The sequence below is a fragment of the Pseudoalteromonas tunicata genome, assembly GCF_002310815.1.
Taxonomy (GTDB): domain Bacteria; phylum Pseudomonadota; class Gammaproteobacteria; order Enterobacterales; family Alteromonadaceae; genus Pseudoalteromonas; species Pseudoalteromonas tunicata.
The window spans coordinates 2,681,165-2,703,145 of sequence record NZ_CP011032.1; the positions used below are offsets into that span (position 1 = coordinate 2,681,165).

At 43.5% G+C, this 21,981-nt stretch carries 16 protein-coding genes; 1 reads left to right on the forward strand and 15 read right to left on the reverse strand.

All coding sequences use genetic code 11. From position 1 onward, the window contains the following. Nucleotides 1-12: 12 nt before the first annotated feature. Genes PTUN_RS12245 through PTUN_RS12315 form a run of 15 tightly spaced genes read right to left on the reverse strand, consistent with a single transcriptional unit; the run spans nt 13 to nt 20,324 of the window. Complete coding sequence (locus PTUN_RS12245) at nt 13-1,026, reverse strand: class I SAM-dependent methyltransferase (protein WP_009837229.1); 1,014 nt, start codon at nt 1,024-1,026, stop codon at nt 13-15. 8 nt (nt 1,027-1,034) lie between these two features. Next, nucleotides 1,035-2,234, reverse strand: coding sequence for a hypothetical protein (locus PTUN_RS12250; RefSeq protein ID WP_232284980.1), 1,200 nt, complete (start codon nt 2,232-2,234; stop codon nt 1,035-1,037). Continuing rightward, the gene (locus PTUN_RS12255) at nt 2,231-2,935 is read right to left on the reverse strand and encodes an ABC transporter ATP-binding protein (protein WP_119081492.1); all 705 of its coding nucleotides are present in this window, start codon (nt 2,933-2,935) and stop codon (nt 2,231-2,233) included. The genes PTUN_RS12250 and PTUN_RS12255 overlap by 4 nt, the downstream gene beginning before the upstream one ends. Before the next feature lie 10 nt (nt 2,936-2,945). Beyond that, a complete protein-coding gene (locus PTUN_RS12260) occupies nt 2,946-4,202 on the reverse strand; it encodes an ABC transporter permease (protein ID WP_009837232.1) in 1,257 nt (418 codons plus the stop codon). Beyond that, on the reverse strand, nt 4,199-5,608 hold the full coding sequence (locus PTUN_RS12265) for an ABC transporter permease (protein ID WP_009837233.1): 1,410 nt from the start codon (nt 5,606-5,608) through the stop codon (nt 4,199-4,201). Before PTUN_RS12265 ends, PTUN_RS12260 begins: the two co-directional genes overlap by 4 nt. 8 nt (nt 5,609-5,616) lie before the next feature. Beyond that, the gene (locus PTUN_RS12270) at nt 5,617-6,378 is read right to left on the reverse strand and encodes an outer membrane lipoprotein-sorting protein (RefSeq protein WP_009837234.1); all 762 of its coding nucleotides are present in this window, start codon (nt 6,376-6,378) and stop codon (nt 5,617-5,619) included. 13 nt (nt 6,379-6,391) lie between these two features. Beyond that, entirely contained in the window at nt 6,392-7,462 is a 1,071-nt protein-coding gene (locus PTUN_RS12275) for a nitroreductase (RefSeq protein ID WP_009837235.1), read from the reverse strand. Beyond that, nucleotides 7,437-10,262, reverse strand: coding sequence for an aminotransferase class III-fold pyridoxal phosphate-dependent enzyme (locus PTUN_RS12280; protein WP_009837236.1), 2,826 nt, complete (start codon nt 10,260-10,262; stop codon nt 7,437-7,439). Before PTUN_RS12280 ends, PTUN_RS12275 begins: the two co-directional genes overlap by 26 nt. Nucleotides 10,263-10,273: 11 nt before the next feature. Continuing rightward, nucleotides 10,274-11,440, reverse strand: coding sequence for an acyl-CoA dehydrogenase family protein (locus tag PTUN_RS12285; protein WP_009837237.1), 1,167 nt, complete (start codon nt 11,438-11,440; stop codon nt 10,274-10,276). Nucleotides 11,441-11,451: 11 nt separating this feature from the next. After that, nucleotides 11,452-13,731 (reverse strand): polyketide synthase, encoded by a 2,280-nt coding sequence (locus PTUN_RS12290; protein WP_009837238.1) that lies wholly within the window; start codon nt 13,729-13,731, stop codon nt 11,452-11,454. Then, nucleotides 13,731-15,248 (reverse strand): AMP-binding protein, encoded by a 1,518-nt coding sequence (locus PTUN_RS12295; protein WP_009837239.1) that lies wholly within the window; start codon nt 15,246-15,248, stop codon nt 13,731-13,733. Before PTUN_RS12295 ends, PTUN_RS12290 begins: the two co-directional genes overlap by 1 nt. A gap of 9 nt (nt 15,249-15,257) precedes the next feature. Next, nucleotides 15,258-16,868 carry an aminotransferase class I/II-fold pyridoxal phosphate-dependent enzyme gene (locus PTUN_RS12300; RefSeq protein WP_009837240.1) on the reverse strand — a complete coding sequence of 537 codons (1,611 nt, stop codon included), beginning with the start codon at nt 16,866-16,868 and terminating at the stop codon, nt 15,258-15,260. A gap of 17 nt (nt 16,869-16,885) precedes the next feature. Further along, complete coding sequence (locus PTUN_RS12305; protein ID WP_009837241.1) at nt 16,886-17,998, reverse strand: Rieske 2Fe-2S domain-containing protein; 1,113 nt, start codon at nt 17,996-17,998, stop codon at nt 16,886-16,888. Then, nucleotides 17,995-18,267 (reverse strand): hypothetical protein, encoded by a 273-nt coding sequence (locus PTUN_RS12310; RefSeq protein WP_009837242.1) that lies wholly within the window; start codon nt 18,265-18,267, stop codon nt 17,995-17,997. Before PTUN_RS12310 ends, PTUN_RS12305 begins: the two co-directional genes overlap by 4 nt. Further along, entirely contained in the window at nt 18,261-20,324 is a 2,064-nt protein-coding gene (locus tag PTUN_RS12315; protein WP_119081495.1) for an AMP-binding protein, read from the reverse strand. Before PTUN_RS12315 ends, PTUN_RS12310 begins: the two co-directional genes overlap by 7 nt. 883 nt (nt 20,325-21,207) lie before the next feature. On the opposite strand from PTUN_RS12315, the gene PTUN_RS12320 reads away from it, so the two are divergent. After that, complete coding sequence (locus PTUN_RS12320) at nt 21,208-21,945, forward strand: 4'-phosphopantetheinyl transferase family protein (protein WP_009837244.1); 738 nt, start codon at nt 21,208-21,210, stop codon at nt 21,943-21,945. The last annotated feature ends 36 nt before the right edge of the window (nt 21,946-21,981 follow it).

Here is a 21,981-nt window from a genome sequence, read left to right on the forward strand (position 1 = left end):
TCTGAATTATTGTCATTTCACAGCACAAAACGCGAAGTAACTTTCTCCTGGTAACAATCGTTTTATTGCTACATCCGAAAAACCAGCCTTTGTCAGCATTTGCTGAAATTGCTGTGCATCAGGCAGTGCCCCGCCCACTTCACTTAAGCTAAACCATAAATTGAGCGCGCTGATGGCACTCGTTCCACCCTGACAGCTCGTAGTTAACAGTAACTTTCCGCCAGGTTTAAGTAATTGCAACGCCAAAGCACATACTTGCTCGCGTTCAGCTTCGTTAAAGTAGTAAATGTTGTTATGCAGTGTGATGAGGTCAAATTGCGCTTCGCCCTGGAGGTCAAAAAAAGAGCGATGCTCAACGGCAATATCCAAGATATTGGCAGCTTTGAGGCGTTGTCGTGCTTGCTCAGCCACATCTTGCTGATAATCAATTGCCAAAATGTCACTGTCAGGTAATCGTTGACGAAGATAAACCAAGTACTGACCTGCGCCACAGCCAACTTCTAAAATTGATTGTGGCGTTGGTTTCGTTTTAAGTGCCCAATCAATGGCCTCTTCCACAAAGGGTTCGAGGATCCGAGACGATTTTGCAATCACTTGACCATCTTGATCTGCTAGCTGATAAGCTTGCCCGCCACAAAAACGCTGAGGTGCACTCAGTAAGGCGTCATAGTGGTAACGGATTGCTTCTTCAAAAAGAGCGGCGGCAATTTGATTGTCATCTTTAGCTAAGTGCTTGCTAAGTTTGCCTTTTAATTGGTACTTACCATCACGCAAACTCAACTCTTTTAGGGTTACACCGCAATTTAGCCACGCGCTGAGCGCCCCTTTTTTGCTTTCGTCTACGGTCAGTAATTGTTGTAATTGCTCTAAGGTTTTGCCACCTTGATTTAAAAAATCTAATACTCCACTGGAGTTTGCGGCGGTCACAAAACTAGTGCGATACATGGTATCCACATGTTTGCCAAGCTTCAAAAAAGCGAAAATATTTTTGTCGAAGATGAGTTTTTTTAATGTAGTCAGTTGCATGATTCTACCTAGAAGTAATAGCGAAAACCGAGCTGCAGAACGTTGGCAAATTGCTCAAATTCGCTATCACGCGCTCCTTGTTCTGGTGTCCACGCCAAGGCCAACCTTAACTGCAAGTTGTCACTAGCAGAATGAGTTACAGCCAATGACAACGTGGGATGATTGTCGATTAAGTTTTGCATTGCCAAGATTTCGTAGCGGGTTAGATCACGCCATTCATCACTGTATGACACAGCGAGATAGCGCTTTGCCACTCCCATTGGCATGATTTGGCTGCGGGCTTGTTGCTGCTGCCAAAAATCGTAGTCTGAGGTAGTGCTTGCAGCTAAAGATTGTTGTTGCCACTCCAAAGTGAAAGTGCCATTTTTGCCAACTTTAGTGCTGAGCCCCACGAGGTATCTTTGCTGCTTATTTTGATGGGCTAACAGACGCTCAGTACCCCGTAACTGAGCACTGAGCACCTCACCATATACATCGGCATCAAGCCAGCTGACATACTGCTGTAAACTGGCCGAAAGGTAACGCTGCTCTTCACGAATTGCTGCGGTTAACAGCCACACACCTTGCTCCAAAGTGCCTTTAACCACCTGTAACAGATTTAGCTTATCATTTTGGTTACCTGTTACCACGGTTTGGGTCAGTAAATCATTGCTCGCAAAGTAGTCATAACGAATTGCATCAACCCCACGTTTATATAAACGGTCTAAGTCAAAAACACTAAATGCCCCCAATGGATCGACAGGTGAAAAAATCCGCCCTAATCCGACTGTAACTGGTTGACGACCTAACGTTAAACGGCCTTGTTGCCAATCATGTTGCCAATAAGCCCAGTCAATCTGTCCGTACCATAACTGCTTTGAGCTATCACTGTCCTTTTCTAAATCGACCAGCCGATCGGTAACATCACGATTAGCAAACAAAGGAAGTGCCCATGCTTGATCAAGATAGTCATAATCAAGCTGTGCATGTATCACCCATTGCGAAGCGTGTTGAGTGTATTTATATTCCAATCGAGCAAACCAATTACTGCCAAGGCTGTTGTCGCTAGCAGCATCAATCGCGGTGGCATTACCTTCAACCACACCAGACCATTTTGACACCGGAGCTGTAGCATCATCTAATAACGCAGACCAATCATCCTCTTGAGCAAAACTACTGGCATGGTGCAAAGCCCCCGCCAGTAACAGCATGCTAAACTTCAGATTCACAGAGCCACCAGCTTTGGTTGCTGATCTTTACGTTCATCGCTCACTATCTGGCCATCTTGTAATTGCAGTACTCGCTGCGCTCGTTGAATAACGCGCTGATCGTGCGAACTAAACAAGAAAGTAATGCCTAAATCGTGATTGAGTTTTACCATCAAATTAAGCAAATTTTCCGCAGAGTGAGAATCCAAGTTTGCGGTCGGTTCATCAGCAACAACTAACAAAGGTTGCGCCGCTATCGCACGAGCAACTGCGACTCGCTGCTGTTGCCCACCACTCAATTGAGCTGGAAAACGGTCTTTTAAATCCGCAAGTCCAACCGATGTCAACGTCTCCATCGCGCGTTGGCGACGCAGCTTTTTATCCAAACCACAAAACTCCATTATCATTTCAGTATTTTCTAATGCGGTTAACACCGGCATTAAATTATATGCTTGAAATACAAAGCCTATTTTTTCTCGACGAATATCTGCCAGCGCATTATTTGTCATGGTTGATACATCCAGATCATCAAATAAATAAGTTCCTGAGGTCGCTTTATCTAATAAGCCTATAATGTTTAACAACGTTGATTTACCAGAGCCTGAAGGTCCGGCAATCACAGTAAACTCGCCCTTATCTATGGTGAGATCTATGTCTTTCAAACAATGAAATGATTGATGTTTGTCAGAAAATATTTTATTGATTTTGGTGAGTGAAATCATGGTCATTCCTTTACGATTCGTGACTTGCTGCTACTGGTGAGCGGTGACCAGCGCGAATAGCTGGAACCAACGTAACGACGATAGTGATAACAAAAATAAACAGCACACTGAGCAGTAATTTATCGGTGTACAACGTAGAATAAAATTTCTCAGGAAGGAGCACGCCACCGGCTTCCATTGCGGTGCCAAACACTTCCTTAAAGTTCAGTCCTTCGGTGGCAAAATAGTAATGCCCCCACAGCCCAAATCCGAGGCCAAGTAAGAGTGAAAAAGCACTGAGGTAAACCGCTTCTAAAAGCACCACTTTAGTCACCGTACTTGCCCTTGCACCAACGGCTATCATCATCGAAAATTCTTTTTGGCGGCGAAAAGTCGACATCAATACCGTATTTAAGATCCCAACTGCGACCACGACATAGACAATCAGCATCAATAAGTACATGCCCGCAGCATCCAAGGTCACTGCCGAATACAGCTCAGGGGCAGCCGTTTGCCAAGGTTGTACGCCATACTCTGGCAACTGTGCACGAATAGATGCTGTCAACAGGCCCACACCATCACTGCCACTTGGCGAATATAATGCCAATTCACTGACTTGACCGTCGACTTCAAGTAGCCTTTGCAGCGCAGTAATCGGCACTTCAGCCCAGAAGGTATCAAGTTCATGTAATCCGGTTTTAAATATCCCAGCAACTTGAAATGCGGAGCGAGCTAAATCGCCCCCACTGGCAGGTTTTACCGTAAGCGTAACCGTGTCTCCAATTCGCACTTCAAGATTGGTGGCAAGGGTTGCACCCAGTACGATGCCAGCCAAATTGCCATGGGGATGTGACTGAGTAAATGCAGCTAAGGTTTCCCCTTGCTCAATAGCCTTGTCATCGGCAATTGCTGATACCTGACGCTCAAGCTCAGGCTCAACCCCTGAAATACTCAGCGCAATACCATGTCGACCCGCTTGAATTAACGCATCAGCCCGCAAGCGTGCAACAACTTGCAGTTGTGGCTGCTGGCTCAAAATGGTTTGCTTAACTTCTTCTGGTGTTCGAATCAAATGCGCTAACGCAGGATCATCCCGATATTGTGGGTGCTGCACCACAACATGGCCAAGCCCCATTTTTACACCTATGTCGACCATGGCTTTATGGCCTCCATCAGACAACCCCATAAACAAGATCATCATGCTAAAGGCAAAAATAATAATCACAGAGGTCAGTATTGAACGGCGTTTATTGCGCAATAAATTGCGTAAAGCTAACTTATGTATCATGTGGCTCTCATTCCTTGTGCTGGCACCAAACGTGCTGCAGAGAAGGCCGGATAAAGCGCAGCAAGTATGGCAATAATAAACATCACCACAACTGGGGTGATCACATTCTCAACGGTTAGTTTTGCTTTTAGGGCACTGGTCATCCCAACACCTGCCAGGCTAAATTCACCAAACTGACTGATGTCCCAACCATTTTGCTGCAAATAGCTGCCCAAAATAAGTCCCATCGCGATGCCAGCCAAAGACGCAACAAAAGTCAGTAATAACGTTTCCACTGTCACGAGCCAAACAACATTGCCACCTTTTAAACCCAAGGCTTTTAATAAACTCAATTCTTTACGGCGTTCCATCACGCTGACTAACATGGCATTCATCACACCAACCCCAGCAATAAGGAAAATGATAAATACCAAAGTCCCCATTAACGCTTGGTTAGATTTAATTAAGGCCAAAATATCTGGACGTAACTGAGACCAAGATTGCACAGTGAGATCTGTATGTGAGCTCAAAACGGTTTGAACTTGCTGCTGTAAGGCATCAACTTTTTGTAATGAATCACTACTTAATGCAATTTCGTGGCTTTGATTTGGCAGTTGCAAAAGTTTCTGCAAATCATTGAAATGAAATACAATTCGAGTTCTATCAATCAGGTCTGTACCTTGTCTGCTAATCCCTGCGACTTGCAGCTCTAGAGAATGCTGCGCCCCAAGCGAGGTTTCATAAAGCAATACTACTTTGTCGCCAATTTGAGCTTGGAGGTTTTTTGCAAGTTTGACCCCTAAAATCACTTTTGGGGCAACTTCAGGTAACGGTGCAAGAATATCTATCAGTTGATCGGTTTGTTCTTGCAACGTTACACTGGCCGTTGACATATCGCCTTCAAGCTCAGCAAATGCATCCGCTATCGCTTGATCAGTCAACTGCTTATCAAGTAACTCCTGTTCTGAAGTCAGTGCTTGCCCTTGTGGCCAAGGTGTTGGAGCTGACAAGAACTCCCCTTCGATGATTTGTTCTGCAATTGAGGTCACGTTCACTTCTTCGGTCGGCTCAATACCAGCCAAACTTACACCAATCGACTTATTGCCTCGTGTTAAATAGCCAAAACTATATAATCGAGCCGCCGCACCTTTAACACCGCCTATTGCCCTTAACTGTTCAAGTATGTCTTCGTTATTAGCAATCGTTTGCTGTACTTGCCGCTTAGCTAAATACTCTTTTTGGTGGACTTGAACATGCCCAACTTGACCTTGAGTTGTGCCAGTGATCAGGTCATTGCTCAGACCGTCCATAATGGCAAGTGTCGTGATACAAAAACCTATACCTAATGTGATCCCAAGCGCAGTTACCGCACTTCGCTTGCGATTACGGATCAGGTTTCGCCACGCTAACCGTATAAATAATCCCATAGTGCCCTCTATTGAAACGCTTGTTCGGTGAACTTACTGGCGGCCAAATCTGTATTAAATTTAATTTTTTTGTACTGCATGCGAGTGTATTCATCTGGCTTATCTGAAATTCGCATTTCTAATAAAGTCGGGACTTTAAACCCATCCATTTGCTGCACATCGCTATACGATAACGTACGTTCAGACTCAGTATCTTCAGCACGGCGGAAATAAGTCACCTTTTCTGGAAACACCCGTCCATCTTCTAAATACAACTGATACTGCACTTTGCCCCACACCACGGGTGCTGATGGCAAAGGTGACAACGCAATAAGGTGATGCTCGCGGCCCTCAGATTGCCAAGATTTTTCTAACTCATAGCTGTAGTGCACCGCCAAATCTGTTTCGCGCATTAAGTCATCATTGCTAAAATGGCTGCCCATCCAGCTTGATGCCAGCATCGAGCTGCTCATCACTGTGGTACGCTTATTTCGCGGTTCAAAAAACGAAATTCGATCATCCACTTTAAGAGTTACATTACCGCGCCAAAGTGCAGGGCCAAGCATTTTGACCATCACTTTTTGTGCGTCGTTTCGGTCATCTGTCAGAACTTGCAAGACAAAATCACGCTGAAAATCAGCTTTGTTAATATCCATTGTCAGTACAGAAGCTGAGGTCTTAGCACGCAGGATCCGCTCTGCACTATCAATCCATTGACCAAGTGGTTCGGTTGATTTCGCAAACGCGTGGTAACTAAAGAAAATAAAAATAATGAAGAAGAGCTTTTTCATAATGTTCCTTTTACTATTCGGTTAAAATCCGAGATAAATGAGTGCGATAGCGAAATTGCGCTAAAAACTCAGGGGCGAGCGTGCTTTTCCCGACACGTGCAATGAACAATGGATAGTTTTGCGCTCCTAGCAACTGACTCAGAGCCGTTTTAGCATCAGAATGCTGAAGCAAAACGCTTAACGGGTGCATTGCTAATCCTTGCTCTGTTGCTTGTAACCAAGTGTCCAATATCAATTCTCCTGCACTGAGCAATGCCATCTTACTTTGTACGTCTTTTAGAGACAAGCATATTATCTGACCACTACGCAAGGTCAGACCAGCAAGCTCGGAGGCCATTTTATCTGCCATTCCAAACCGACATAAAATCCGCATCATGTGTGGACTCAAAAGCCATTGATACGCTCTTCGCTTGACAAAACCAAGCGGTCCCATCAATTGCTGAATATTAAAACCACGCTCTTTCTTAACTGATTTATGCTTAGAAAAATCAATAAATTGATACGTTTCTTGCCAAACCTTGTTATGACTAAAATCAAGCCCGGCAAACCGTGCGACTAACTGAGACAAGTGTTGCTGCTTGCTTCCAGCCAAAGGGTGCCATTCAAGTGCAACCGTCGGCCAAACTCTCATGGTTAAAACGGGATTATGTAGGGTTAATGGTGATGTCGACAGTAATGGACCACGGTGGGTATAACGCTCACCAAGCAAACGTTTAAGCCGAGAAAACTGCCTCGCGTTAGCTTGTTCTGGTTGATATGTTAATTTCACGCACAGTATAAATTCACTGGGATGTTTAGTATGTGAATCATCGGGTTCAATCTGACATTGCACTCCTGCTGCGCATAGCAGGTTTAATAACGCGGCAGTAAACCCTGCAATACTAATCCACATCTCATTTTGCAAAGCAGGTACTGCGTTAATTGTCAGCTCAGGTGCAATTTCAATCTCGATAGCCCCATCAAATGGTAAGACTTCCGCTCGAAAATGAACACGCCACGGTTGGCAGTTGTGTGAAGAAGGCGCTAACTTAGCCAGCTCCACACATTCTGCCAGTAACTCAGCTAGCGGCTTGCAAGGCGTCATATTGCGGCTTCTCCTGATTCAATTCAAATCCATGAATTGCAGCTAAGGCTTGCACCTGCTCAACCTGCTCACAGGTTAACGCGCCCATACTAAAATGACTAAACGCCCCCGCTAAACCCAGTAACATAGTCTCGCCACAACAGGCGTAAACCTGACCTGTTGGTAATAACATTCCAGGTAGAGTAAAGCTCGGATTAATAGGAAGATTTACCACTCCGCCACGAATAAGTTTAATATTCGGACGTGCGTTTACGATATCTACTGGCACATCACGGGGCACGGCAACATCACTGATCAGTACCGGTTTATGCGCATTAACATGTTGCGCATCAATAACCGTTGTTGGACTACTGGTATTACTGACAATGATGTCAGCCTGCTGGCAATCGTTAAAATGTTCGCTAATACGTACCAATTGTCTGGCTAATAACGCCTCCTTGAGCTCGTCGATTAAGACCTTTGGTGCCTCATGACCAATGCGTGAAGCAAGCATATCTCGACAGATAGAGACTAAAATTCCCCCTTGTTGATCTTGGCTCACTGCTTGATATAACTGCTCACAAATCATATTTAAGGTCATTGCCATATTATTCGCGCTGACATTACGAGTAATTAACAGCAGCTTATGGCAATGTTTTGCTAATATCGCGCTGTGTACTTGGCCGATATTGCCAGCGGCGCCACAAATAGCGACCGTTGCTTTTGCGAGGTTGATACCATGATCTTGCGCACTGTTTAAAATAGTATTAATACTGGCCGCAACTGTCAGCGCATTACCTGACGTTGTAGCAGGCTCGTTGTAATAATAGTCGCAGCAGTTATTAGTGACGATTGAGGTATAACCGCCAAATCCAACTAAACGGCAGCCTTCTTCACGGGCTAAGCGATACGCTTCGTTGACTTGAGCTCGCACAATTTTAGCTTGATTAAAGCGACGGTCGGCCTCAATGCTCTCAGCATCCATTTGAATACCATACAAAACGAGCTCAATTTTACGACCGGTAGCAGAGGTGACTAACCTGCGCGCCAAAACACCCGGGACGGTAATAGGTAAAATATGTTGATTAAGCTCTTCTTGCTCATAGCCCTCAAACAAACGCCAACTAGGGTCTATTTCATTTAAGCTTTCTTCATCAATTAAGTGACTGATAAAACCTACTTTTTCGACACCAGCAGGAATTGCCTCTTCACGAATTGGATGTTGATAAGCCGTTGCAAATGCGCTGTGTGGTTTATCGGTATGAATAAGATGCGCAAGCAAAGTTGCAACATGATGATGACGAATAAGCTCAAAGGTCTCTTTTAGTGCGTCAACGACCAACGCAATATTTGCGGCATCCAAATAAGCTGAAGGTTGCAAACGCAATACTCGACGTTTCCCCAATGAAGGCAATACACGAATATGATGACGATGTAACAAATGTCCAGCAATCGCCATTGCCAGCATATTTTGCTCATCCAAGCCTGCTATTGTGGCGCTTGGATGATTCTCTTGGGCAGCAAGCTCGATGCCAAGCATACAGCCTTTACCTCGTATATCCGCTATCATATCGGGATATTCAAGTGCTAACGCATTGAGTGCTGTCGTAAATTGCTCGCCTAAATGTGCGGCTTTTAAGGTCAACTCATCACGTTCTAAAATTGCCAGTGTTTTTAGCGCGACCGCACTGCTGAGATCATCATCAGCAAAAGTGGTGCTATGGAGCATGCTAAATTCTTCGTGGTAACGAGTTTGCTCCACAGCGAGAGCGGAGATTTTACACAGTCCACCACCCAGTGATTTTGCCAACGTAATATAATCATTGGGTGTATTTATCGCTTGGCTTTCTAAAAATTGCCCAGTACGACCTAAACCACATTGAATTTCATCTGCGATAATCGCGACATCAGGATGACTGAGTTTAAGCTCGTTTAATAAAGCACAGTAACGCGCATTAAGTGGGCGCACACCGCCTTCACCCTGAATGGGTTCATAAATTAGCGCAGTTAACAAATTTACAGGCTTTTTCTGCAAACGTAATGGCGCAAACTCAATGGTAAAATAGGCTTTTTGCCAACTTGCTAAGGTCGCCTTAAACTGCGCTTCATCATCAATAAATATTGCATCAGGATTATTGGCAATAAATGGCAGACGTGCATCGCGATTATAAGTCGTTGCAAGGCTGCCTCGGGTTTTACCATGAAAATCGCCTTTAAATGCGGCTATTTTACCCGATGAATTAAACACGGCTTGATTACGCATTTGCACTGCACGCTGCAACTCTTCAAGACTTTCAATAGGCTCTTGCTGTAATAACCGCTCACACTCAAGATAAAACTCTGAAGTGAGCTGGATTTCATTACGTGCGAGACGCAATTTAAATTCTCGCCAGTTGGTATCACAGTGTTGTTGAATGTGCTGCAAACGCTGAAAAAACTCATATTGCGCATGCTTTAATCCAGCTTCTACTGCCTCAGTGCCAGTATTGAGTAAAACAATACTGTATTTTTTGCCTGTTTCTCGTAGCAACTTTTGCGCAAGTGCATTGCGTAATTGTTTTGCTACAGGTCGCTCAGCACCTTGCACCCACATTGGCCTTAAACTACTGAGGCTTTGCTGCATAGTTGCAAGCAATTCTGGATGATTATGACCCAATAAGGTACTGCCAAAGCCACCGACCATGTCCAGTACTTCAATGCGCTCATCCTCTTTTTGCCAAGTCAACATATCGCCTTGCGCACGGATATATTGAGCCAATAAACCTGCACTTTCTAACAGTGATTCTCGGCTTAAAACTTCTTGTCCAACACGAATTTGCATGACAATGATCCTTATAGCCAATCAGCTTGCAAACGTTTAAAAAGACTGGTGCTGAGATTATTCTTCAACACATTCGTAGTGCCAGAAAAAATGGCGCTTGGCATCGCATCACGCAGCATGCGTTCAATATCACCGCTCAAAACGCCTTGTGCACCATGTAATTGCACCGCCATTTGCGCATTGCTGATTGCCGCTTGTGAAACTGCTAATTTGGCCAAAGCACTGCTGACACCTGAGGTATCACCTCGGTCTAATCCCCATGCGGCTTTGTACAGTAACAATCTAGCGCTTTCGTAATTGCTGTACATGTCACTCACCTGGTGCTGCACAGCTTGGAACTCGGCTAACTTGCTACCAAATTGCTGGCGTTGTGATAAGAATTGGACTGTTTTTTTGAGCTGGCGCTTCATTTGCCCAAGATAAAGTGCAAACAAGCACACTCTTTCCCATTCCATCGAAACTTGGAATATCGGCGCTCCTGCACCTAATCTGCCAATCAGAGCATCATCTGATAACTGACAGGTACTAAACGTAATATCGCCCATCGCCGTGGTACGCAGACCCGATTTAGAATGTGGCGTTTGCGTGACACTGACACATGGGGTTTGCCTATCTAAAATAAAGGTCGAAAAATCAAAGTAGTTCCCGGCATCAGCGGTACGCACATGTACAACAATAAAATCGCAAAAAGGCGCGTTAGTAATGTAGTGTTTATTGCCCGTGAGGATAAAACCATGGTCGTATTTGTCTGCACGTGTAGTCATACCATAAATGTCAGAACCTGCTTGTTGTTCTGTAATAGCATGCGCACCAAGCCAAGCTTCGCTGGACAGTTTAGGTAACCACTGATGTTTTTGTTCGATACTGCCAAAAGCACGGATGGGATGAATACAGGCACATAAATGCGCCGATAACGCAAAAATTAATCCGCTATCTTCACAATGTTCCGCCAAAGATTCAATACCAGCACATAGTTCGCTTGCATTGAGGTCATCTCCTTGCATTGATTTTGGTAACAACCATAAACCCACACCTGCGTTTATCACTTGTTTAAATAATGCTTTAGAAAATTGTCCTGCATAGTCACGCGCGCCGATATCACTCAGGTCAAGATCTCTCGCTATTGCTTGTGCCTGCTCAGCAACGTGTTGTTGTTTTATAGTAAATTCAAAATTCATATTAAATCCTTTTAGACTTGTGATCCGCAATAGTCACTGATGATCAAGTGATAGTTAACGCCACCGGTTCCAAAGCCATTGACCGCCGCATGACGTTGTCCGCGAGGCGATAAAAAGGGTTTGCCTTGGCATAAAGGGTTAAAATTAAGTTCGGGCAACTGCAATTGGTCACGTAATACGCCACGGATCAAATTGTGCGGTTGCCATTGATGCTCAAAACAGAGCGCAACTTTACACACACTTGCCAAACCTGCTGCGGCAAAAGTGTGGCCAAATTGGGTTTTGAGGGCTCCAAGATTTAGTGGCCGTTCATTGCTTGCTTGATACACAGTGCTAAGCGCTTGCGTCTCCACAAGGTCACCAATAGGCGTACCTGTACCATGAGTCTCCACAAACTCAATATCGCTTGGTAACAAAGATGTTTGTGTAAAGGCATGGCGCATAGCGTTTACTTGACCATCACTGTTTGGCGCTATCATAGATTTACTGTAGGTGCTTGAACCAATCGCCTCTATCACTGCCAATTTTGGCAAATGCACTGTCGCATCAACGCGGCTGAGTAAAATCAAGGCGCATCCTTCACCTGGCGTAAAGCCATCGGCCTGCTCGGTGAAAGTAGCAATCACACTATGAGATAACATTTGTTGGCTAGAACACAGGCATAAGTCGTGTAAATTAACGGGCATTTCAGCTGCTGCAACAAAGGCAAAATCGACCCTGCCGCTAGTGATGGCATTCACCGCACAATCAATCGCCGCGATTGAGCCTGCACATGCCGCTTCGAGTGCCAATTGCTGCCAATCAGGCTTTGAGAAAAAGTTAGCAATTTGTTTACTTAACATCCAAGTCGGCTGCTCTTTGGTATGAGCATCGCCAGCAAATTGCTGCAACCACTGTTGTAGCAGCTGCTGCGCCGACACTTCTTGATTAGCTTGTAATACTTCCTCTATCTGCAGCGTTAATGTAGTAAACATCGGCAAGAGTGCTACTCGTCGCTGCGCATAAGGAGCCAAATTTCCGGCGGTGATCACCATCCCTTTTGCATTCGTGGGTAAAACAACGGTAGGAAAGCTTTCAAGCACAGTTTGCATGACACTCGCAACAGCAACATGGCCCATTTTATCGCGACTGGCGGGTTGAAGCAGTGCAGCCTTGTTGCTGTAATAACTGTCAAAAGTCGCCCCTTGTGCAACATGGACTTGGCTACTTGCTAATGCCTCATGAACAATATTCACCATACCGCCTTGATCATCATTTAAGCCTTGCCAATAAGCTTCAACACCTTGGCAGCCTGCAAACCATACTTGCTGTGCATTGATAACCACTTTAGGTGCAACGGCTTGACTGAAAACCAATGGCTCACGACCAAAGACCAAAGCAATATCCGCTTCATTTGGCTGTCCAGGTGACAAGACCATGGTTGGCGACGACAAGTCGGAGTCTAACCACTTTAGCAATACTGCAAGTGGTGCAACACAGCCTAAAACCTGTTCATCTTCAGCGACAGGCTGAGCAATTAGCCCGCTACTGGCAATGGGCTCACATTGCGAAGTATTAACGGGTGAGGTCATATACCACTGCGCAGCTAAATCGACAGACGCTGGCCATCCTTGTTGTGAAACAGTTTGCGTAGCATGCAAATAAGCTTTTTTATCTTGGTGATGATTTTCGTCACTTCGTTGCAATAATACAGCTCCCACAGCCAAGGGAGTGTCTTTGCTAACGGTTAACACTTCATTGGCAATAAGCACCAACACAGCATCACTTTTGCCGCTTTTCAAACCATCATTGGCAATAGAAATAGCTTGAGCAAAACTGTTATCACCACTGTTTATCGCAAAAGCACGCCCCTGTAATTGGCAGCTCTGTGCAATACGAGTAGCCATAGTAGTTGCCATTTCACCTACTTTATCGTGACTACTGCCACTGTGTGCTGGCAAAAATGCAGCTAACTGCGCCTGCGTACTCGGCGATGTAACAGCCATAATCTCGCGGATCATTGCATTAGTGGTAACACGGTAGTGATTTTGCAGTTGCTGCTCGGTGCCCGGATGAGCACATAAAATCACATCGGTGCGACCCGTAAGCTGCTCTTTATTTCGCGTTACTAGCTCGCTTGCCAACTCAAGTAATGGCAATTGCATGCGATTTATTGCATTACGGTAAATAGGGGGGATGCCATATTTGGCATATTGTTTTAAATCTGTGAGCACCGCGAGCATTCCTGTCTCGGCGTCGCCTCGTTGTATCGCTGCATCAAGCAGCGATATCACATACTTCTGCTTGCTCATTAATCATTCACTTTAGCTAAGGTTGGGTAATCTACTTTACCATTGGCATTTTTTGGTAACTCACTGACCGAGTTAAATTTATTCGGGATCATGTACACAGGTAGAAAATCACTACAATACGATTTCAATTCAATCGCGCCTAACTTTGCTCTTGCCTCTTGGGTCACATAAGTGGCAATCAGCCGGGCTGTTTGCACACAATAATTGACGGCCACTTCAGCAATTGCAGGATGGCGCTGCAAACACGCTTCAATTTCACCAAGTTCAACTCGAAAACCAGCAATTTTTACCATCCGATCACGGCGTCCATGATAATAATATTGGCCAGCTGAAAACCGAGCGATATCACCTGTTGCATGAATGTGCTGCGCGTGACTTGGTTTAACTTGAGCTTGGTCACAATATCCAGGTGTCACACACCGACCTTGAATAATCAGCTCTCCAATGGCGCCTTCATTACTCTCAATCAACATCCCATCTTCATCAATCAACCAAGCGACGGTATCACCTATTGGTAAACCAATGGGCACCGGCTGGTCAGTAATCAAATCAGATGATGTAACCTGATAAGCCAAACAGACATTAGTCTCAGTTGGCCCATAAAAATTATGAAGATCCGTATTTGGTAAAACCTTAGCTAAAGCTTGTAAACAAGGTTTTGGCATCGCTTCACCGGCAAAAATTACATGACGTAACTTGACTGGTTCGGCTTGTTGCCAAAGACCAATCCGATTCATCAAATTAAGCAGTGAAGGTACGGTGTACATCACGGTGATCTGTTGGCCATTGAGTACAGAAACTAATTGTAGCGGTTGTTTAGCCGCATCATCAGAAGCTACGTATAAGCTCGCCCCCACCGCTAATGAGACAAATAAATCAAAGGTACTGAGGTCAAAGTTAAAACTAGCAAGGTTCAAAAATCGGTCTTGCGAGCTAAGCGCTAAATTTTTCGCGCTCCAATTAACAAAATGCTGCAAATTATCAACCGTTAATTGCACCCCTTTTGGTTTACCCGTTGAACCTGAAGTAAACAAAATGGCCGCCAACTCATTGTTCTGTCTATCTTTGTGCTCATAATTGAGCTCAGTGTTGATAGCAGAGCACCAGTCAAAACCGAGTTGTGCAGCAGTATCTGTAATCACTACCACCTTTAACTCAGGCAAATGACTGAGCAAAGGTAGTAACATCTGATAATGAGCATCATCAACAATAATGGTGTCAACGTTAGCATCATCAACAATCAGTTTTAAACGAGTGAGGGGTTGTTTGCTGTCAATTGGGACATAGCTTGCCCCAGCCGTTAAACACGCTAAAATCGCCACCGCAAAATGATTGCTTTTATCCATCCAGATAGCGACCCGTTCAACCTGCCCTAATGTTTGGGCCAAGTTACAGACGTAATTTACCGTTTGACCGTAGTTCAGCGCCGGCTCAGCCAATAAAAATGGCTGTTGCGGTTGCAACTGCGCCCAATAAAACAGCGCCCGATGCAATGTTTTTGACGTCAGCTTATCCATAGCAACTCCCTATGCCACAAAACCGGGTAATTTCACTGTTTTAGCTGAGTTCACTAAAATCTCAATGGCACTATCGAGGTCTTCTTTTGTATGCTGAGCCAGAACGCTGATCCGTAAACGTGCATCACCAACTGCAACACCCGGAAATACTACCGTTTGACAGAACATGCCTTGCTGACGAACTTGATGGCCCATTGCCATTGCTACAGCTTCATCGCCAATAACCACAGGAATGACGGCACTTTCACTGTCACCGGTATTAAAACCGCATTCTTGTAATGCACTGCGCAGGTAATCTGCATTTTGGCGTAAACGACTAATTCTCTCTGGCTCTTTTTCAATAATATCAATACATTGAATTAAACCCGCCGCGATATTTGCAGGAATAGTTGCAGCAAACACATAAGAATTTGCGTAAAAACGTAAATACTCAATTACTTCTTTGTCACCACAGACAAATCCCCCCATACCAGCCAGCGTTTTACTCATGGTGCCTAATTCAAGATCGACTTCATGTTTGAGGTTGAAATGCTCAGCAGTACCTGACCCCATTGCCCCTAACACCCCAGTAGAATGGGCATCATCAATCAAAATACGTGCTTGATATTTACGGGCCAGACGCACCATTTCTGGCAGTTTTACAATGTTACCGTGCATGCTGAACACACCATCAGCAACAATTAGCTTACCACCTTCGGACTCACTGCAACCCTTTAGTACTTCTTCTAACGAATCCATATCGTTATGTTTGTAAATACGGCGTTTTGCACCTGATAACTTACAACCATCTTGAATACTCATGTGATTATAAACATCTGAAATCACAGTGTCTTTTGGACCAGTTAACGCAGAAATCGTACCAAGGTTAGCCGAATAACCAGAGGGGAAAACAATACAGGCTTCGCGACCTTTAAACGCTGCCAAACGTGCTTCCAGTTCAAGGTGCAAATGATTAGTGCCACCAATCAGACGACAACCTGTATTTGTTGCACCGTATTTTTGCGTAGCATCACAGATTGCTTTGATGACCCGCGGGTCGTTAGCTAACCCCAAATAATTATTCGAGGCAAACATTAAGAATTCACGTTCTTTTTTCTGATAGCCATCATAAATAGTCGCTCGATTTTCACATCTGGAGCTAAGTGGCATGCCGTACCAAAAGTTACCTTGCTCAGCCTGATTTTTATAAAACTGGTCAAACTTACGCACTTTACTAAATAAGTCAGGGCTACCATCTGCGACAAAATCTCGCATTGTTTGTGCCTGAGTTGAACGCTGTTCAGGCTCTGGCTGCGAACTTACACAAACAGCTTGTGGTGCTGCTGCAAGTCCTAATTGTGCCAGTTTTTGCACTCCTGCGTCTGATAGCATCGCATTGTGACAAATGTCGAGTAATGCTTGAATGGTATTAAAACTGCCAGTATTGAGACGGGTCTCAAACATAAACAATTTTTGAATTTCACTGACGATAGAAGCAAGGATAATGGAGTCTATCCCCAAGCCTTCTTCCATCGGCGCATCTAAAATTAAATCCGACTCGGCATAACACGTTTGCTCTGTTACTACGTCGATAACTAGGGCGTGTATTTGCTCAATAGCGGTGTTTTTATTGTCTGTCATATCAAATTCCGTTTGCTTTAATGTACTTCTTCAATGCCGATAATCTGTTCAAGTGTCGGCGCTGCAAATTCTGGATTAGACTTGGCAAGCTCTTTCACTTGTTGTTGCTCTTTTGCTTCACGAATTAGCTTTTCACGAAAGCGAATATAATGAGCATTAACTTTATCAAGTGGGATTAAACGGTTTGCTTTTGGATGAGACACTTTAGGCTCTTGATGGGCAATGACTGCCATATCTTTTGCTTGCTGCACAAAACGCTCAATTCGGCACATATACCAAGGTCGCACAGGCCCCCAAAATGGAATTGGCAACGGTTTAATGAGTGGTAAAAGCAAGTCACGTTTAGGCTCTTGATAACAAACGCATACCCAGCAGGTATTTTCATCGATAGGTGTAGGGATAAAAATCACATCAAACACATCACTGCGAATAAGGATTAAATTCGGCATTTGCACGTCAATGCCAAAACGCCAGCCGCGAGTCCAAGGTTTACGAGCAACTAAGGTTTCCTCAGCGGTGCGGTCATCATCTGGACGTAAAATAAAGTCACTGGTGATCAGCGTGTCTTCGACCTTACACTCGAAATTATCAACTCGACCTCCTTTTGGATCCCAAATATTGATGGCTGAACCTTTATGGACAAATGGAATATGATAAATCTCACACACACTTTCCACATAGCGGGTGTAATTGATTGGAGCATCCCAGCCATAATAGGAATAGTGGCCTTTATATTCCTTAAGTTGTTTAAACATTGGGATATCTGGATATTCATGCTCTTGACGCACGTCTCCAAACCAAAACCAAATCAGGCCTAACTCTTCTTTAACCTTGTAGCTTTTAACGCACATGCCTTTTGGCACATTACCTTTTTGACCTAGCACTGGCATATGAACACAATCACCTTGCTGATCGTATTGAAAACCATGATAAGGACAGGCAATCAGATCACCATGTTGTTGACCCAAACTTAATTTAACGCCTTTGTGAGGGCAACGATCATCAAGACAAACTAATTCACCCGCTGTATCACGATAAAGTACCAACAGCTTTTCTAATCGTTTAATACCTACAGGTTTTTTCTTAACGTCTTGGGTGCGTAAAATCGCATACCATTGATTAGGGATCATTGTTCCACCTCCTTGCTAAATTGACGGTAAACCAGCTCACTCAGTACTTGGACTGAATTAAAATTATCTGGGTGAATTTCAAGCACCGGAAGGCGCACTGAAAATTCGCGATGAATAAACTCAACCACATCAAAAATGGATGCTGAATCAAGAATGTTCAGTTTGATGATTGGAGTATTGGGTAAAATTTGTTCCTCATCATCCAAATAACTCTGTGCGATAAACTGGCACAATTTGGTTGAAACGTTCTCAAACGTAGAATCTAACATGATAAATTCAGCTCCTTTTCTGCTACATTTCCTGCGACTTTGATGATTTGCTCTGCCAATAAGCTCGGCGTATTGCAGCTGTAAAGCACATCAGGCGCTAAATAAACTCCTGTTTGCTGCTCAAGCCGAAACAGAATTTCCATCGCTAATACTGAATCCAAACCAACATTGGTTAATGGCTCATGCTCAGAAATTTGAGCGATTGCCACCCCTGTTAATTCACTTACTCGGGCAACTAACCACTTAGCAACACTGTCTTGATTGCTGATATCAAGCGACACTTCACGTGGCGCAATTTGCTCGCCTTGCAGTTGATATTGGAAATACACCGGCAGTTGTTGTTCTTCATAGGCTTTTTTAATTGCAACACGCTGCAACTTGCCAGAAGAGGTAATTTTTATCGTTTTACGAGGTAAAAACAGAATAATGTCGGCACGGATACCAAAGCGCTCTACTAACCGACCATTTAAAATTTTGGCGTACTGATTAAATTCAGTCACATTGCGCGGCACTTCAATCGCCATAATCAATTGTTCTTTGCCCTCTTTAGGCACAGAAAACGCAGCACTGCGGCAATTATTTAATTCAGGAAAAGCCAGCGTTGTTTCGTATTCAAGATCTTGCGGATAGAAATTCGCCCCACGAATGATCACGACTTCTTTTAAGCGGCCAGTAATAAAAAGTTCATCTTGATGATAAAAACCAAGGTCGCCAGTGCGGTGGAAAGTCTCTTCGTATCCAGCGAGCGGTAAACCAAAATTGATTGCGGTACGTTCTGCATCTTGCCAATAGCCAGGGCTAATACTACTGCCTTGCAACCATATTTCACCAACTTGACCTTGCGCAACTTCAGTACCTGTTTCTGGATTGACGATACGTGCTTGTAACGAGCTATGCACCACTCCACTACTGACTAACCAAAGGCTGTGGGCGTTTGGAGTATTTAACGGCTTGACCATGCCATGTTTAAGTAACGGCTCATCGATACATAATTGCTTGTACTGTTGCCCATGAGGCTTACCACTAACCATTAACGTGGCCTCTGCCATACCATAACAAGGTAAAAATGCTTCAGGCTTCAGTCCACATGGCGCAAACTTATCAAGAAATTGATTAATAGAATGCGAATTAATGGGCTCTGCACCACAAAACAGATTTTCTAACGAGGACAAGTCTAATTCCGCTAGGCGCGATTCTCGGATATTCTTAACTGCTAATTCATAAGCGAAGTTAGGCGCACCTGTCGTTGTTGCACGATAATCACTGACCGCTTTTAACCAGCGATATTGACTACGCAAGAACAAATCGGTCGGCATTAATAATGTCGGATAACCAGTATAAACACCTTGCATAACCCCGCCCACTAACCCCATATCATGATGCGGAGGCAACCACAGCATCATTCTGGTATGGTCTTCTTTATGGCCAAAACTTTGTCGGATCAGCTCCGAGTTTTCCATAATGTTTTGGTTGGTGATAATGACCCCTTTAGGCTTACCTGTAGTACCAGAGCTATATTGCAGCAATGCAATTGAGTGTTCATGGGTTCTAAAATCACTAAGCGGTTGTGCAATGACACTTGCTAAGTCTTCAATTAATAACCAGCGTACCGAGTCAAGTGCAATATGTTCTTGTAATTTGGGTAAAATATCGCGATTGGTGATAACTATTGGGTTACCTAAATCAGTAATGGCAAACTGTAAGCGTTCAATTTGTAACTGACTTTTGGGGGGGAAAGATGGCACAGCAATCACATTCGCTGCCATACAGCCATAAAAAGCGGTCACAAATTGCACCCCTTGCGGGAGCACAATCAACGCCTGATCTTGATTATGACTTGTCTTGATTAATGCTTGTAGCCCAATCGCAATTCGGCTTATTTCTTGGCTAAGAGTTTGATAATCATACGAAGCCTCTGACTCACCATTATCACTAACAAATCTAAATACTTCTTGGCTCGGCTTGTTTCGAGCATCAAAAGCAAGTAAGTCAATCAAACTACTTGCTTCACATTGCATTAAGTCTCTTTTTGGAAAATGAGGAACGGTAGATCCCATGAAACTTCTCCTTTATTGTTTTCCTATTTTTGGCCGCGACAAAAACCGAAAATGCAAAACCGCCACAAGTCCGTTGCCGAATTAAGTAGTACAGCCAATTATCCTAGGTCATAAATGTTTCATTTTGAGGTACACATGTCAATACATTTAACAAAATTAACAAATTTGACACATTTGAACTTACACATATTCAAAATGAAACTTTTAAAGGGTTTCTATGGCAACAGGCTGCTCTAGACGTACCTATTATAGAAATGAAATAAGGATTAAAAATGAATCTTTTATGACTTAATTAAAAATTTCAAGCCTATAATTTATCTAGTTAAAGTAAAAACTCTATTTAATAGAGTGCCAGCAAAAAAGTTTGAGACTAGACAGATTTAAGCTAAACAAAACGATTATTTTAACTTTCGAAACAATCAGTTATGATGCCAAATAACAAAATGACATTGATCTTTTTACACCATTATTAGCTGCAAACTGTCATCGCTATCGCCCGAATAATCCCCAACCTAAGTGATGGTAATAAATCTATCTCGAACCGTTATTTTTAAGGTTAACTGCGCTCGATTAACATGCAATAGATCCACTATTGACGTATCAATCGACCTTATTGCCCTTTAAAATATCTGACTAAAAATGAATAACTTGGATAGTTATTTTTAATTCCGTATGTTGGTAACATCTCTTATCCAATATTCAAATTACCTAAATTTTTACCGATTCTCTGATGCCCTATCAATTGCCTAACGTCACCGTTTTAGCTTTGACAACGTCATATTAATGTAAAGTTTGTACCTTTTTATGTAACATTGTAAGTTCAAACTGTATAATTGCAAATTTACGAAATAGAAAAATTAAACGTGAGCGATTGAGAAACAAAATGACGGTATTAAGCTGCGCAATTAGCCCTTTTATTACAGATCTAACTAAAAAATATCTTGTCGGATTTCATGGTGCTTGTTATCACTGTAACTTTGACCCTGAAGGCTATTTAGACTCAAACGTTAAATATCTGCTTGGAGAAAATCTTCATGCTTCACTGACTCGAGCAGTAATTAAACGAAAATCAGAGTTTGTTGCCGGTCGCTATTTAGCTAAAAAGGCATTAATAGATTTAGGTGCAAACACTACACAAGTTGCAATAGGAGAAAATCGAGCCCCTGTGTGGCCAAATTCTTTTATCGGTTCAATCAGTCATTCGCAGGGTTTTGCGATATGTGCTGTCGCAAATACAAGTGATATCAAAAGAATTGGGCTCGATGTTGAAAACTATCTTGAAGCAAAAGTCGCCAAGGATATTCTTCCAACTGTGCTCATCGAATCTGAATACCCATGGGTGGGTACTAAAAACAACCCCAATCCTCAGGTGTTTACACTTATCTTTTCAGCCAAAGAAAGTCTTTTTAAAGCGCTATATCCAGAGGTCGGTCATTATTTTGATTTTGACGTCGCGCAAATAAAAACTATCGATTACCAAACAGGAAAATTCAGCCTTCAGTTAGTACAAGCTCTCGGTCCTACACTACCTGTAGGCACCTGTTTTGACGGCATATTTGAACTACATGAACACCAAGTGTTGACCCTGATTGTGAGCCAAAATGACGTGCCACCAGCATAAGTATTAATAAAATAATGGCGAAAAATTATTAAAAGA